Origin of the sequence: Flavobacterium humidisoli (assembly GCF_023272795.1) — a bacterium.
In the GTDB taxonomy this organism is placed as follows: Bacteria; Bacteroidota; Bacteroidia; order Flavobacteriales; family Flavobacteriaceae; genus Flavobacterium; species Flavobacterium humidisoli.
On sequence record NZ_CP096829.1, the window covers coordinates 3,625,609 to 3,641,459 of the forward strand.

The 15,851-nt window shown below is 35.4% G+C and carries 14 protein-coding genes; 6 read left to right on the forward strand and 8 right to left on the reverse strand.

Translation table 11 applies throughout. The annotated features are described in order from the left end of the window. The first annotated feature begins 12 nt into the window (after positions 1-12). Positions 13-762 carry a 4-hydroxy-tetrahydrodipicolinate reductase gene (locus M0M44_RS15620; RefSeq protein WP_248726490.1) on the forward strand — a complete coding sequence of 250 codons (750 nt, stop codon included), beginning with the start codon at positions 13-15 and terminating at the stop codon, positions 760-762. Between the two features lie 320 nt (positions 763-1,082). Here the strand turns inward: M0M44_RS15620 and M0M44_RS15625 are convergent, their stop codons facing one another. From M0M44_RS15625 to M0M44_RS15635, 3 genes are all read right to left on the reverse strand, one after another. After that, on the reverse strand, positions 1,083-1,829 hold the full coding sequence (locus M0M44_RS15625) for a succinate dehydrogenase/fumarate reductase iron-sulfur subunit (RefSeq protein ID WP_248726491.1): 747 nt from the start codon (positions 1,827-1,829) through the stop codon (positions 1,083-1,085). Positions 1,830-2,089: 260 nt separating this feature from the next. Continuing rightward, positions 2,090-4,000 (reverse strand): fumarate reductase/succinate dehydrogenase flavoprotein subunit, encoded by a 1,911-nt coding sequence (locus M0M44_RS15630; RefSeq protein ID WP_248726492.1) that lies wholly within the window; start codon positions 3,998-4,000, stop codon positions 2,090-2,092. Positions 4,001-4,291: 291 nt separating this feature from the next. Beyond that, positions 4,292-5,569, reverse strand: a complete 1,278-nt coding sequence (locus M0M44_RS15635; RefSeq protein ID WP_248726493.1) for an acetyl-CoA C-acetyltransferase — start codon at positions 5,567-5,569, stop codon at positions 4,292-4,294. 238 nt (positions 5,570-5,807) lie between these two features. On the opposite strand from M0M44_RS15635, the gene M0M44_RS15640 reads away from it, so the two are divergent. After that, a complete protein-coding gene (locus M0M44_RS15640; RefSeq protein WP_248726494.1) occupies positions 5,808-8,246 on the forward strand; it encodes a TonB-dependent receptor in 2,439 nt (812 codons plus the stop codon). Positions 8,247-8,530: 284 nt separating this feature from the next. Here the strand turns inward: M0M44_RS15640 and M0M44_RS15645 are convergent, their stop codons facing one another. The 3 genes from M0M44_RS15645 to M0M44_RS15655 form a co-directional block, all read right to left on the reverse strand. Further along, complete coding sequence (locus tag M0M44_RS15645; RefSeq protein ID WP_248726495.1) at positions 8,531-9,553, reverse strand: LLM class flavin-dependent oxidoreductase; 1,023 nt, start codon at positions 9,551-9,553, stop codon at positions 8,531-8,533. A 73-nt stretch (positions 9,554-9,626) separates the two neighbouring features. After that, positions 9,627-10,034: a DUF1634 domain-containing protein gene (locus tag M0M44_RS15650; protein ID WP_248726496.1), complete on the reverse strand. Its 408-nt coding sequence runs from the start codon at positions 10,032-10,034 to the stop codon at positions 9,627-9,629. After that, on the reverse strand, positions 10,021-10,857 hold the full coding sequence (locus M0M44_RS15655) for a sulfite exporter TauE/SafE family protein (RefSeq protein ID WP_198855974.1): 837 nt from the start codon (positions 10,855-10,857) through the stop codon (positions 10,021-10,023). The genes M0M44_RS15650 and M0M44_RS15655 overlap by 14 nt, the downstream gene beginning before the upstream one ends. Positions 10,858-11,071: 214 nt before the next feature. On the opposite strand from M0M44_RS15655, the gene M0M44_RS15660 reads away from it, so the two are divergent. Beyond that, positions 11,072-11,935, forward strand: coding sequence for a helix-turn-helix domain-containing protein (locus M0M44_RS15660; RefSeq protein ID WP_248726497.1), 864 nt, complete (start codon positions 11,072-11,074; stop codon positions 11,933-11,935). A 100-nt stretch (positions 11,936-12,035) separates the two neighbouring features. After that, entirely contained in the window at positions 12,036-12,539 is a 504-nt protein-coding gene (locus M0M44_RS15665; protein WP_248726498.1) for a hypothetical protein, read from the forward strand. An 89-nt stretch (positions 12,540-12,628) separates the two neighbouring features. Here M0M44_RS15665 and M0M44_RS15670 read toward each other — a convergent pair whose 3' ends face one another. Then, positions 12,629-13,063: a DoxX family membrane protein gene (locus M0M44_RS15670; protein WP_248726499.1), complete on the reverse strand. Its 435-nt coding sequence runs from the start codon at positions 13,061-13,063 to the stop codon at positions 12,629-12,631. Positions 13,064-13,070: 7 nt separating this feature from the next. Then, positions 13,071-13,628, reverse strand: coding sequence for a GNAT family N-acetyltransferase (locus M0M44_RS15675; protein WP_248726500.1), 558 nt, complete (start codon positions 13,626-13,628; stop codon positions 13,071-13,073). 364 nt (positions 13,629-13,992) lie between these two features. Between M0M44_RS15675 and M0M44_RS15680 the strand changes: the two genes are divergently transcribed. Both M0M44_RS15680 and M0M44_RS15685 read left to right on the forward strand, forming a co-directional pair. After that, positions 13,993-15,006 (forward strand): zinc-binding alcohol dehydrogenase family protein, encoded by a 1,014-nt coding sequence (locus tag M0M44_RS15680; RefSeq protein ID WP_248726501.1) that lies wholly within the window; start codon positions 13,993-13,995, stop codon positions 15,004-15,006. 142 nt (positions 15,007-15,148) lie between these two features. After that, positions 15,149-15,535 (forward strand): DoxX family protein, encoded by a 387-nt coding sequence (locus M0M44_RS15685; protein WP_248726502.1) that lies wholly within the window; start codon positions 15,149-15,151, stop codon positions 15,533-15,535. Positions 15,536-15,851: the final 316 nt, after the last annotated feature.

Here is a 15,851-nt window from a genome sequence, read left to right on the forward strand (position 1 = left end):
TAATAAATGCTTATGAAAATAGGATTAATCGGATTTGGGAAAACTGGAAAATCAGTAGCTTCAATACTATTAGAAAATAAAAAATTCAGCCTTGAATGGGTTTTAAGACAAAGTAATGTTTTGGAGCACAGATCGGTTCCCGAGTTTTTTGGAATCCAGTCAGACGAACCGGGCTTAATCTATTCTAGTTCGCATACCTCTGTTGAAGAATTATTAGAAAAACATCCAGTAGATGCCATAATCGATTTTTCGTCTAGTGAAGGAATTTATACTTATGGAGAAACAGCTGCGAGGCATAACGTGAAAATAATTTCAGCAATTTCTCATTACAAGGAAAAAGAATTGAATTTATTGAAGAAACTGGCAGATAAAACTACAGTATTCTGGTCGCCAAATATCACATTGGGCGTTAATTATTTATTGTTTGCAGCAAAATTTTTAAAGAAAATTGCACCTTGGGTTGATATTGAAGTAAATGAAGAACACTTTAAGGCTAAAGAAGGAACGTCTGGAACCGCAGTAAAAATTGCTGAAGCATTAGATGTTGACAAAGAAAATATTAATGTTGTTAGGGCAGGAGGAATCGTAGGAAAACATGAAGTTATTTTTGGTTTTCCTTTTCAAACCGTGCGCTTAATACATGAATCGATTTCAAGAGAAGCCTTTGGAAACGGAGTCATTTTTGTAGCCGAAAATATAAAAGAAAAAGAAAAAGGACTTTATAATTTTGAAGATATCTTGACGCCTTATTTTACGGTTTAATTTTTTTTAGGAGGCGAAGTTTTTTTGCCACAAAGACACGAAGGCACAAAGTTTTTTATTGAAAAATGGGTCATGCTGTTTGTTTTCCTGACCGAAGTTGAAGGATGAGTGCAAAATATTAAAAGTATATTTAATCTCGCAAAGTCGCGGAGTCGCAAAGTTTTTTATTGAAAAAAGGTTACTACTGCTTGTCTTCCTGAGCGAAGTTGAAGGATAAGCGCAATGTATTTAAAGTATTTTTTAATCTCGCAAAGTCGTAAAGTTAAAAATCTTAAAAAAGAAAAACTTTGCGACTTTGTGTCTTTGCTGCAAATAAAAACTTATTTCCTAAAAGTCAAAGCCTTCATATATTCTAAATTCATTTTAGCAATTGAAAGGACAGAAATGCCTTGCGGACATTCGATTTCGCAGGCCCTGGTATCAGAACAATTTCCAAAACCTTCTTCATCCATTTGTTTTACCATCGAAATTGCTCTTTTAGAAGCTTCAACTTTTCCTTGCGGAAGTAAAGCCAAATGGGTTATTTTGGCACCCACAAACAAAGCGGCACTAGCATTTTTGCATGAAGCAACACAAGCCCCGCATCCAATGCAAGCAGCGGCATCAAAAGCAGCTTCGGCAGTTTCATAAGAAATCGGAATACTATTTGCTTCTGGCGCCTGACCAGTCGAAGCTCCGATAAATCCTCCTGAAGCGATAATAGAATCAAATGCTTTCCTGTCAATTTTTAAGTCTCTTAAAACAGGAAAAGCTTTCGCGCGAAAAGGTTCAATATAAAGGGTATCTCCATCTTTAAAACTTCTCATATGAAGCTGGCAGGTTGTGGTATTTTTTAAAGGACCATGAGCTCGACCATTTATCATGACGCCACATTGCCCGCAGATTCCCTCGCGACAATCGTGATCAAATTCAATAACACGTTCTCCTTGCTGAATAAGCGATTCATTCAAAAGATCCAGCATTTCCAAAAACGACATATGTTCAGACACTCCGTCAATTTCATAATCTGTCATTTCCCCTTTTGCAGAAGAATTAAACTGCCGCCATATTTTAAGATAAAGTTTCATTTTTTGTTTTTTTTTAGTTTCAAGTTTCAAGTTTCAAGTTTCAAGTTCGCGTCATATCTTTCATCTTGCTTCTTTCGTCTTGCTTCTTTCGTCTTGCTTCTTTCGTCTTGCTTCTTTCGTCTTGCTTCTTTCGTCTTGCTTCTTTCGTCTTGCTTCTTTCGTCTTGCTTCTTTCGTCTTGCTTCTTTCGTCTTGCTTCTTTCATCTTGCTTCTTTCATCTTGCTTCTTTCATCTTGCTTCTTTCATTAACTCTTCATCAACTATTTATAACTTCTAACAGCCAATTCCACAGATTCAAATGTTAAAGGCTCTTTATGTAATTCAGGTTCGTTATTTAAACCTTTCCATTCCCAAGCCGATACGTAACAGAATTCATCGTCGTTGCGGACAGCTTCTCCGTCGGCGGTTTGGTATTCTTCTCTAAAATGAGCGCCACAGGATTCTTCACGCTGTAAGGCATCGTAACACATTAATTCTGCCAATTCGATATAATCGGCTATTCTACCAGCTTTTTCTAATTCGCTATTTAAAGTATTATCACCAGTAATTCTGAGATCTTTTTCGAAAGAAGCTTTAAGTTCCCGAATTTCGATAATTGCTTCTTCCAGTTTTTCTCTGCTTCGTGAGAGACCGCATTTTTCATACAAAAGGCGTCCGATTTTTTTATGAAAATAATCTGCTGAAAGTGTTCCGTTAGTATGTAGAAAACGATCTAACTGTCTTCTTACCGTATTTTCAGCTTCTTCAAAAGCAGGATGTGAGGTATCAGGTTTATTTAAATTTAATTCGCCTGCCAAATAGTTCGGAATGGTGTAAGGCGCAATAAAATAACCATCCACACAAGCCTGAAGCAACGAATTTGCTCCGAGTCGGTTTGCGCCATGATCTGCAAAATTAGCTTCGCCTAAAGCAAATAAGCCAGGAATCGTAGTCATAAGTTCATAATCGACCCAAAGTCCGCCCATTGTAAAGTGTGCCGAAGGCGAAATCAGCATAGGTTCTTTATAAGCATTTATGCCCGTAATCTTTTCATACATTGCAAAAAGATTGCTGTATTTGGCTTCAATTTTATCTTTTCCCTGCGCTTTGATGGCATCCGAGAAATCGAGATAAATAGCATTTTTCATTGGTCCCACACCGTGGCCAGCGTCGATTCTTTCTTTTGCGGCTCGTGAAGAAATATCTCTTGGCGCTAGATTTCCAAAAGATGGGTAACGCCGTTCTAGGTAATAATCGCGTTCTTCTTCAGGAATAGCATTTGCATTTCGATCATCAGTTGCTTTTTTCGGAACCCAGATTCGGCCATCATTTCGAAGCGATTCCGACATTAAAGTCAGTTTAGATTGGTTTTCACCATGTTGAGGAAGAGAAGTGGGATGAAACTGAATCCAGCTAACTCCAGCCATAAAAGCACCTTTTTTATGCGCTCTCCAAATTGCAGAACTATTGCAGCCCATGGCCAAAGTAGACAAATAATATACTTTTCCATAACCTCCAGAAGCTAATACCACAGCATCAGCAGCGTGGCGTTCTAGAATTCCTGTTTCAAGATTTCGTGCAATTATTCCTTTGGCTTTGCCATCAATAACCACAAGTTCAAGCATTTCGTGACGAGTGTATAATTGTATTTTTCCTAAAGAAGCCTGCCGCTCTAGAGCTTGATAAGCGCCTAATAAAAGTTGCTGTCCAGTTTGTCCTCTAGCATAAAAAGTTCTAGAAACTTGAACGCCACCAAAAGATCTATTATTTAGGTAACCCGCATATTCCCTTGCAAAAGGAACGCCCTGCGCAACAGCATGATCTATAAGATGAGCAGAACATTCTGCTAAGCGATAAACATTTGCTTCACGAGATCTAAAATCGCCGCCTTTTATAGTGTCATAGAACATTCTAAAAGTACTGTCGCCATCATTTTTGTAGTTTTTGGCAGCGTTTACTCCACCTTGAGCGGCAACAGAATGTGCACGTCTAGGAGAATCCTGAAAACAGAAGGATTTTATATTATAGCCTTGTTCCGCAAGAGAAGCCGCACAAGAAGCGCCAGCAAGACCGGTTCCGACCACTATTATATTTAGTTTTTTTCGGTTTGCTGGATTGACCAGCTTGGCTTTAGATTTGTAAAGACTCCATTTGTCAGCAAGAGGACCATCGGGTATTTTTGATTCCATCATTTTTAGTGGTTTAAAATGAATTCATGCAAAAGCTTAAAAAGAAAACTAAATTTAGTATAAAATATTGATATTTAGCTGTTTTTTGTATGAATATATTTAAACAAAAAATGGATTTTGAGTAGAAGATGGCTATTTTTTCTCTTGAGTTTAAATCTGACAGGTTTTATAAAATCTATAGGGTTTGGTTGATAAGTATTAAAAAAAATCTGCTATCTGCGAGCAAAAATTACTCCCGCAGATTCAGCAGATTTATAAAATTAAATTGAAATGTTCTTGAAAAATAGAAAAATGTTATTTTTCGATTATCATAGTAACTCCTTGACCGCCTGCGGCACAGATTGAAATTAATCCTTTTCCTGAGCCTTTTTCATTTAGTAATTTTGCCATTACTCCAATAATTCTTCCTCCAGTTGCCGCAAAAGGGTGAGCGGCTGCTAAACTGCTTCCTTTTACATTCAGTTTATTTCGATCTATTGCACCTAGTGGTTTCTTTAAGCCAATTTCGGCGCTTAACTCTGGGCTTTCCCAGATTTTTAAAGTGGCCAAAGTTTGTGCAGCAAAAGCTTCGTGAATTTCATAATAATCAAAATCCTGAAGGTTTAATTCTGCTTTTTCGAGCATTCTTGAAGCAGCAAACAAAGGTGCTAATAAAAGATTCTGCTGATTTTTAACATATTCAATTGCGGCAATTTCAGCAAAAGTGATGTAGGCTAAAATAGGAAGTCCTTGTTCTTTTGCCCATTCTTCGCTAGCCAGAAGAATGCAAGATGCGCCATCTGTTAATGGAGTCGAATTTCCTGCAGTCAGCGTACCGTTTACTTTATCAAAAGCTGGTTTTAATTTGTTTAATTTTTCAATTGTACTGTCTCTTCTTAGATTATTGTCTTTTTCTAATCCGTTAAAAGGTGTAATCATATCATCAAAAAAACCTTCGTCATACGCTTTTGCCATGTTTAAATGGCTTTTCAAAGCAAATTGATCTTGTTCTTCACGAGAGATTTTATAGTATTTCGCTGTGATTTCGGTATGTCCACCCATTGAAAGTCCAGTCTGCGATTCTTCATTTCTAGGAACTAAAGGAGACAAATCCTTTGGACGAAGCTTTAGAAATGTTTTGATTTTTCCGCCTAATGATTTTGCTTGTCTGGCTTCTAATAATATTTTTCGAAGTTTCTCACTAACCGCGATTGGCATATCGCTGATAGAATCAACTCCGCCAGCAATTCCAGAATCAATTTGCCCAAGTGCAATTTTGTTAGCAATGTAAATAGCGCTTTCAATTCCGGTATCACAGGCTTGTTGCAAGTCGCAAGCAGGGGTAGAAGGATCAAGGCTTGTTTGCATAACGCATTCGCGAATTAGATTGTTGTCGTAAGTATGTTTAATTACCGCACCTCCAGCAACTTCGCCTAATAATTTTCCTTTTAGATTGTATTTGTCAATAAGACCATTAAGTGCAGCGATCATCATTTCTTTGTTTCCCACATTAGAATAGGCCGTATTTGCTCTCGCAAAAGGAATTCTGTTATAGCCCACAATGGCCACTTTTTTTATTGTATTTGATTTCATATCAGGAAGTTATTGGTTTTGGGTCATTGAAATTTATAAATATAAAGATAGAAATAGATTTTGGTTTGAAACTTAATGTAGGTTAATATTATCAGGAAATAACTTAGAAATGGCTATTCTCAAATTTATTTCTACTGATTTAATATAATTTGTTTTATTTATTTAGAATGAATTAAAATAATTTGGAAAAGTTGAGATTTGCATCTACTTTTGTCGCTCAATTTAAAATCAAAACCAAATGAAAATAATCATTAATGCAAAAGTTTATCTTTTCGTGCTGTTTTTGAGCTCATTAAATATAATGGCACAACAGCTTGGGACTGTAAACGGAAAAGTTTCTTTGAGTGGCAATAAACCAGCAGAAAATATAGCTGTAGCGTTAAAAGGAACAAAATATTCAGATATTACAACCGTTTCAGGACATTATGAAATTAAAAATGTAAAACCTGGAACGTATACTATCGTATTAAATGGAGTAGGAATTCAACCTGTTGAGGATAAAATTGTAGTCAATTCAAAACAAACGACGACTAAGAATTTTTCTCTTTCAGAAAGTCAAGAAGATCTTGAAGAAGTGGTAATTACAAAGAATAAATACAAGCAAGATAACCCTTCATTATCATTACGTCTTCAAACTCCTGTTTTAGAAATTCCTCAAAATATACAAATTGTAAGCGGTCAGACTTTAAAAGATCAGCAAATTACGAGTATGAGCGATGGGGTGATTCGTAACGTGAGTGGAGCTGTACGTTTGGAGCACTGGGGAGATTTGTATACCAATATTACTATGAGAGGTTCCCAAATTCAGGCTTTTAGAAACGGATTTAACGTAGTTTCTTCTTTCTGGGGACCATTAACAGAAGATATGAGTTTTGTAGATCATATTGAGTTCGTAAAAGGACCAGCAGGATTCATGCTTTCAAGCGGAGATCCAAGCGGATTGTATAATGTGGTGACTAAAAAACCAACGGGAGTTACAAAAGGTGAGGTGAGTGTACTTGGCGGAAGCTATGATTTTTATAGAGTAAGCGTTGATTTTGACGGGAAATTAGATAAAAAAGGAAAATTGCTTTATAGATTTAACGGAGCTGCCCAAAATAAAGGATCTCACCGTCCGTTTGAGCGTAATAACCGCTATGTAATTGCTCCTGTAATTTCATATCAAATTGATGATAAAACAAAAATCACGGCCGAATATAATTTCCAGTATGCTAATATGACCGAAGTGGGTTCATATTATGTTTTTGGACCTCAAGCAGGTGGTTATGCAACTTTGCCTGTAGGTTTTACCATGACACAGCCAGGATTGCCTGATACTAATATTCAGGATCATAGCGGATATCTTCAGTTTGAGCACAAGTTTGATGAAAACTGGAAACTTACAGCACAGACTTCTTATTTTAAATATATTCAGCAAGGATATAGTTCATGGCCAGGAGTTGTTGGTCCAGGACCTGCTGATAGAGATTTTGATGGCGTTCCTGAAGGAAATCTTGCTTATGGAGAAATCATTAGAAATGTTGGTATCTGGGATGCAGAAAGTAATATGTATTTAGGGCAGATTTTCGTGAACGGAAAATTCAATACAGGAAATGTTTCTCATAAAATATTAGGTGGAGTAGACTTAGGAAGCAAAGATTATATGGCAGACTGGGGACAATCGCATGATTTAGATACAGTTGATAATCCGTTTAATGTTTATAATCCGAATTATGGAACGCCTTCAAATGGTTTTCCGCAGTTTGATCACGATACTCCTTTAAGCCAAAGAGCAGGAGGACTTTATGGTTCAGAATATGCGGCTGGTTATATTCAGGACGAACTTGGTTTTTTGGAGAATAAATTAAGACTGACTCTTGCTGCAAGATATACTTGGATTAGCCAAACTAGCAGTTATGAGGCAGAACCAATTGCGGATAGTCATATAACACCTCGCGCCGGTTTAAGTTATTCTATTACTGATGATTTTGCAGTTTACGGGTTATACGATCAAGCCTTTACACCTCAATCAGGTGTTTTAAGAAGTGGCAATATAAAGCCTCTTACAGGAAATAATGTTGAATTTGGAATTAAGAAAGATTGGTTTGGAGGTTCTTGGAATACCAGTTTATCTGTTTACAATATCTTAAAGAAGAATGAGTTAACGGCAGATCCTAATAATCAGCCAAACGAACAATATAAAATAGTTCTAGGTGAAAAGAGAGCTCGTGGTGTTGAATTTGATTTGAGAGGAAAAATCTTTGATGGCTTAAATCTTATTGCAAATTATGCCTTCACAGAGTCAACTGTAACTAAAATTGATCCAGATGTTTCTGAAGCTAATGGTATTAAGGTGGGTGATATTGTTCCAGGTTATGCTAAGCATACCGCAAATGCTTGGTTAAATTACACGCTTCAGCATGGAAAATTAAAAGGTTTTGGTGCTTCTATTGGAGGAACTTTCCTTGACGGACGCCAGACAGATACTTGGAGCGAAGGTCTTCAAAAATTACCTTCTTACTTTAAATTGGATGGAGGTTTATCTTATGAAAGCGGTAAATTTAAAGTTACTGCAAACGTATTCAATATCTTAGATAAATATCTATATAGCGGTTCATACTATAGCTGGTTAAATGCCTATTACTGGCAGACAGAAGCGCCAAGAAATTTTAGAGTTGGTGTTACTTATAAGTTATAAATTGGTTTGTTGTCGTTGAAAAATTGCAAACTATAAAAAAGCATCGCCTTAATTGGCGATGCTTTTTCTTTTAAGGGGCAAAGGTTCAGAGGTTTTTAGTTACAGACAATTAAAGTAACAAATAAATAAAGGTTTTATGAGTTGCCTCCAGTTTTAACTGGAGTTTATAAATTATGGATTAAAAAAGGCTTTAGCCAAACTTATCGATAGTTTGGCTAAAGCCTTTCTGATTTCTTTTATATTTTCATCCAGCTAGAGCTGGACACTATTCATTTTTTTGGATATTATCCTTTTTTAATCAACGGAATCAGTTTTGTTCCAATTAATTCTATAGCATTCATTAATTGTTTATGCGTCAATCCAGCGTTATCCATCTGGAAAGTAAATCGGTCCACACCGCCAAGCGCTTCACTGTGTTTTAGGATTTTCTCTGCTGCTCTTTCTGGACTACCGACAATCAGAACACCTAAATCATCGATTAAGCCATCAAATTTGCCTTTTGTAACAGGAGGCCAACCTCTTTCATATCCTAATTTTGTCCATAATTCGGCATAACCGGGATAGTATTCTTCAATTGCTTTTTCTGTTGTGGTACCAACATATCCAGGCGAATGCAATCCGACTTTTAATTCATTCGGTTTGTAGCCTGCTGCTTTTCCTGCTTCACGGTATAAATCGATTAAAGGTTTAAAACGATGTGTCTGTCCGCCAATAACAGCAACCATTAACGGAAGTCCAAGGGAACCTGCTCTAATAAAAGATTCTGGCGTTCCGCCAACTCCAAGCCAAATCGGCAGCTTTTCTTGTAAAGCTCTCGGATAAACAGGCAAATTATTTAGAGCGGGACGAAATTTTCCTTCCCAGCTTACAAATTCATTATCTCTAATTTGAAGAAGCAGTTCAAGTTTTTCTTTAAAAAGAGCATCATAATCTCTCAAATCATATCCAAAAAGGGGATAAGCTTCAATGGCAGATCCTCTTCCGACAACTATTTCAGTCCTTCCTTTTGAAATTAAATCTAAAGTTGCAAAACTTTGATAAACCCTCACTGGATCTGCAGCACTTAAAACGGTCACGGCACTTGCCAGTCGGATATTTTTTGTTCTTGCCGCCGCTGCACTCAAAATAACAGCCGTAGCAGAATCTAAAAACTCTTTTTTATGATGTTCTCCAATTCCGAAAACATCAAGACCAGCCTGATCTGCAAATTCAATTCGCTGCAAAAGCTGTTCCATAGCATCAACACTGCTCAAAGTATTGTTGTCACCATACATTGCCGAAGCAAAACTGTCTATTCCTATTTCCATATTTTTTATTTTTTGCTTTAGGCAATAAGCTTTAAGCATTTTGAAGCTTATAGCCTACAGCCTATTGCGAATATTAATGTGAGAAACCAAATGAAATACTGATAATTATAATCATGATTACAATCAATGTAATCCCAACGTACAGATAATCTTTTTCCAATAAAAATGAAAATAACGAAAGCAGTACACGTAAAACAGGTGTCATGAACAAGAAAATAATTCCTGTAAAAATTAGCGATTCTCCGTTTCCTTGAATTGCGCCATTGTAAATAGCGGTAATTACTTCAAATATATTTCGGTCATTTTCTTTAAAAACAGAATAATCTTCAATCTGGCTGCCGTTATGAATTAAATATACAATTCCGCCAATAAAAGCAACCGATAACGAAATCCAAACCCCGTAACGAAGCAAGTTTCCTATAATAGTTTGAAAATCTTTTTCTCCAAATTTTTCTTCCTTTATCATATTAGATTTTTCCATTTAGTCCGTTATAAATCATGTTGATTGCCAAAACAAAAATCAGGCAGGCAAAAAATATTCTCAATTTCTTCGGATTCGTTCTTACTAAGATTTTAGCTCCAGCCATTGCTCCAAACAAAACTCCAATTACAACCGGCATACAAATTCCAGGTTCGATATATCCTTTTTGAATATAGATAACAGAACTTGCCATTGCCGTAACTCCCATCATGAAATTACTGGTTGTTGTAGAAACTTTAAACGGAACACGCATAATATTGTCCATCGCGATTACTTTAAATGCGCCAGAACCAATTCCGAGAAGCCCAGACATCATTCCCGCAACTCCCATCATACTGAAACCGCCAATTACATTTTTGGTTCCGTACTTTACAACTTCGCCATCATGTGTAGGGTATGTTCCTTCTAGTTTCAATTTTTTAGCCAGCGGACTAGATTCTAAAACAATGTGTTCTTCTTTTTTTCGAAGCGAATTAATTGCAGAAAAAATCAGCGTTAAACCAAATAAAACCGCAATAAAAGAAGTAGGAGCGATAGTAGAAAGTAAAGCACCGCAAACTGCTCCAATAGTAGTAGCTATTTCGAGAAAAATTCCCATTCGCATATTGGTAATTCCTTCTTTTACATAAGCGGCGGCAGAGCCTGAAGAAGTGGCGATTACAGAGACTAAAGCTGCTCCAATGGCATAATGAATATCGACACCAAGAATAATCGTAAGAAGCGGAATGATGATAATTCCTCCGCCCAAGCCTGATAATGAACCAATAAAGCCTGCTAAAAAGGCACCTAGAATCATTATAAGCGTAAAGGTAAGTATTGTCATTTAAGATATGTTTTTGTAATTGCTAATTTACGAATACAAATTTGTTCAAGGAAAAATAAGGGGCTTAATAATACCTTAAAAATTTTTCAGTCTTATTTTACTTTAGATCGAGAAGCTTGTCAAAGTTTCATTTTAACAGATCTGTCAATTCGTAACGCAAAGATTGAAAACTAAAAAAGTGCTTATATTTGGAAATACAATTAAAAGAGCAGTCTTGAAGAATAAAATCCTCACGTATTCCTTAACGTATCACAAGAGCTTGTTTTCTCACGGAGATCAGAAAGAATATTTCTATATCCAGACCAATGAGCATCCTTATATTAGCGAGCCTTATCGTGCAGAAAGTTATGCGATTGAGTTTCTAAGAAAAGGAAGCATAATAATGCATACTGGACTTGAAAAAAAAGTGGTTCATGCTCCAGCTATTATTGCTTTAGGTCCTTCGGTAATTAGAAGTTTTTCTAAAAATGAGGACGAAATCCTAATCGATATTATATTTTTTAAACCACAGTTTTTTCTAGAAAATCAAGCAAATGTATTTTTTCTGATGCAATATAATTTTTTTGAAAGCAGCGAAAGCAATACGTCGCCACTCACAAAAACTGATGAAAGCAAGTTTGAACGCATTTTTAGTTTAATCAAAGAAGTATCGGAAGCTCCGTCGAAACATCAAGCTTCTATTTTGAGAAGTTATCTCTACATTTTAATTTATGAAATTGATGGTATTCAGAAAGAAAAAATTCCCACGGAAACACAAAACCCTTTATATGAAAAGTTTAAAGAGCTTCTTTTTAAAGATTTTCTGAATTTCAGAACCGTACAACATTATGCAGATGAATTAAATGTAAGCCGAAAATATTTGTCTGAAGTCATTAAAAAATATAGCGGAAAAACGGCAAGTGATTGGATTAGTGAAATGGTAATTTTGGAAGCTAAAGTTTTGTTGCAGAATAAAAAAATGTCAATCAATCAGATAAGCGATTTACTTCATTTTTCTGATCAATCTGTTTTTGGAAGGTTTTTTAAAAACTATGAAGGTATTTCGCCTTTAGAATATCGAAAAAAACAGATCGATTAAAATTATTCTGCCGACATTTTGCACAATACAGAAGCCGTTTCGCTCTTTTTTTAGACCAACATTTGGTGCAATTTTGCTTTTTATTTTTTAAAGAAAAGAAATGAGTAAAATTGCAAAATTTGTTGTCATCATTAACGATAATGTCTTTTGGATGGAAGACAAAGCCGTTCAATTCTATACCAATTTATTTAAGGAAAAAGATTTAGGAGAAAAATATGCTGAACAGCATCTTTCGAAAAAAGAGTTGTTCCGAATTCAGAATGATTTTTCGATCGAAATTCTGATGGCTTATCTTGGAGAAACTCCGCAATCGTATTTAAAATTAGATTCGTCGAGAATATTAAACGAAAATCTTGGAGCATCAAAAGCAATCAATCTAAGTGAGATTATTTATTTTGATGAAGAAGATTTAAAAGCACTTATTAAACGCGCTGAAGAAATTGCCTCGCAACGAAAACACGATTTAATTTGGGTAAAAGCTTTTGCCGTAGATACTGCTTTGATCGATATTTTACGATCATTAAATTACGAAGAATTTGAGAGGAAAGAAGGTGTCGAAGATCAATTTCCCAAACGAATTTATTTCCAAAAAAATGTAAACTGATTTATTTTTGGGTTGATAGTTGATGGTTTTTGGTTGTTAGCTAAAAGTTTTTAACCCATCAACTATCAACCCAAAAACCATCAAAAAAACTAGATTCTATTATCAACTGCATAAGATGTTTTTCCAATATTCGCGAGCAATAAGGCCGCCGCACAACTTGTCCAAACCGAATAATCAAGAGGTGCTTTTACAGAAACTGAAACCGACATAGCAAACGCAAAAAAGAACATTAAAAAGGTAGTTCCTAAAGCTGCAAGTCTGGTTTTGAAACCGAATAACAATAGTAGACTTAATAAAACTTCAAAAAAAGTGGCAATTCCTGCAAGAATTTCTGCTGTGGCTTTGTTGGCAAAAGAATTTAAAGATTGGGTGTAAATTACAAAATTTTCCCAATTTCCCCAGGCAACTGCGTGAGATCCCGGTGCGCCCCAAACTCCAAATCGGTCTGCTACGGCCGAAAGCATTGTGATTCCTAAAACTATTCTTAAAATTAGACCTGCTTCTAATATTGTGATATTTTTCATTCTATAATTAATTTTTGATTTGAAGATGTTCCAGGTTCTTCTTAACCAAAGTTTTGTTTCCAACTACTTTAAAACCAAGTTTTAAATACAGTTTTTTAGCACTTGGATTGTCTTCTTCAACCAGGAGACCTAAAACCTCTTTATTTTTATGAACGTATTTATCAATCAAAAATTGCAATAATTGAGAACCAATTCCTTTTCCCTGATATTTCGGATTCACGCCTAAAGAATCAATGTAATATTCTCCAGCATGGGTTTCAAACTCTGGATCGAATTCAGGATTATGGTGTTTTCGGACATATTCGATGATTGGAGCACGCAGCTTTTCAATGTCAGCACCATTGTAGATGTTTACTGCGCCAATGATTTCGTCGTTCTCTTCGGCCACAAAACAATTTTGATAAGAGTATTGATTGTTTTCACTTTCGATGAAATACTGCAGAAAGTCTTTCGCTAAAGCGTAATCTTCCTTAGCTATAAATTTATAGATAATGTCTTCCATTGCTAATAACAATATAGGAGCAATATATTTTGAGTCTGATTTTTCGGCTTTTCTGATATTCATAGTAAAGTGTTTTTTACAAATTTAAGGCTTTATTTAAATACAGAGAAACATAGCTTTTCTTTGTACTAAAAGGCATTTCATTTGTTTGAGCGCACATAGCTTTGTATATTAAACTTTGACAAAGTTTTAAACCAATGGCATAAGGAACTTTAGTATTACACAAAATAACCACAATCATTGTCATTTCGACGAAGGAGAAATCTTCGCAAGAAACTCGACAAAGATTGGCCTTTATAAATCTCCATGAAGCAAAAAAATGTATTGTGCTTAATATGTACAAATATACGCTCAATATATACCAATCAAGAGATTTAAACTCCTCTTATCTTTGTAGTATAGTTTTTAATTAGAAAATTAAATAATCATGAAAGCAATAGGATTTAAAACATCATTACCCATAGAAAATCCAGAAAGTTTTATCGAATTTGAAGCGGTAAAGCCAATTCCTGGACCACACGATTTATTAGTCAAAATTGATGCGATTTCAGTAAATCCAGTCGATTTTAAGATTCGCCAGAATAGCGCAAAAGATACCGTTTTAGAAACGCCAAAAATTATTGGCTGGGATGCCGTCGGAATTGTGCAGGCAGTTGGACAGGACGTTACTTTATTCGAAGTAGGAGATCCTGTTTATTATGCTGGAGATATTACCAAACAAGGAAGCAATGCCGAATATCAGATTATTGATGAAAGAATTGTGGGCAGAAAACCTAAATCATTGAGTATTGAAGAGGCTGCAGTAATTCCGTTAACAGCTTTAACGGCTTGGGAAATTCTATTTGACAGAATCAGAATTAGTGCTGATAAAGACAAAGGGAAATCAATTTTAATTATTGGTGGAGCAGGAGGAGTGGGTTCGATTGCCATTCAGATAGCCAAGAAAATTGCTGGCTTAACAGTTATCGCAACAGCGTCGCGTCCAGAAACGATTGCTTGGTGCAAACAGCAGGGAGCTGATTTTGTTGTGGATCATAAAGATTTGGTTTCTTCGGTTCGAGAAGCTGGTTTTGAGTACGTTGACTTTATTTTAGATTTTGTAGACACCAATACTTATTGGGATATAATGGTAGAATTGATTAAACCGCAAGGACACATTGCTTCCATTACAGGAAGTAGCGATCCAGTTGCATTAACCAAACTGAAAAGTAAAAGTGTTTCTTTTTCTTGGGAATTGATGTACACTCGTTCTATGTATCAAACGGAAGATATGATCGAGCAGCATAATATCTTAAATATTGTATCAGATTTGCTAGACGATGGCATTCTGAAGACGACTTTAAACACTACTTTGAACGGACTTACGGCTGAAAATCTAAAGAAAGCGCACGAACTTTTGGAATCGGGAAAAACAATTGGAAAAATTGCGTTAAAGTTCTAAAGTAAAATAACGCTTGTGATAGTCTAAAACAGTTATTTGGAATCGTTTTAAATAATATTATTTTTAAATAAGAAATTTTTGTATTTTAGTCGGCTTATAAACCCAATTTTGATATAAATTTTTAACCTAAACAAAATTTTTTATGATTTCAAAAAACACAGACCTTGGATTATTACTATTGCGTATTAGTACTGGTGGATTAATGCTTTTTCACGGTGTTTCTAAGTTGATTCACGGAATTTCTTTCCTAGTAGAAAACATGGGCGTATTTGGATACGCGGTTTACATTGGCGAAGTTTTAGCTCCAATTGCTATTTTATTAGGATTTAGAACTAGAATTGCTGCAGTTCTTTTGGCTATTACTTGTGTTGTAGCAGTTGCGACAGCCCACGCTCAAGATATTTTCTCAATTAGTGATCATGGAGGTTATGCTTTAGAATTATTAATGCTTTACCTTTTTGGAGCTGTTGCCTTATTTTTTACTGGAGCAGGTAAATTTGCCCTTTCTAAAAACAATCAATGGGACTAATTTATTAGGTCGCTTATAAATATAAGAAAGCTCTAAATTTCGATTTAGGGCTTTTTTATTTAAATCCCTTTCATTTTGAAAATCAGCGTATCATTTTGATAAGCTTTTACAAATTGATTAAATCCGATTTTTTATTATTTGTTTTATAATGAGTGGTTTATTGTATTTTGAGATGCTATGGCATGCCTTTTGTTTTTGGATGATGCGGATCATTTTAATAAAAAGCGCCTTAATATAAAAACATTTAAAAACATGAAAACAAATAAAAGCAGAAGCAAACAAATTACAAAAACATATTCTTCAAGTAAATCTAGAC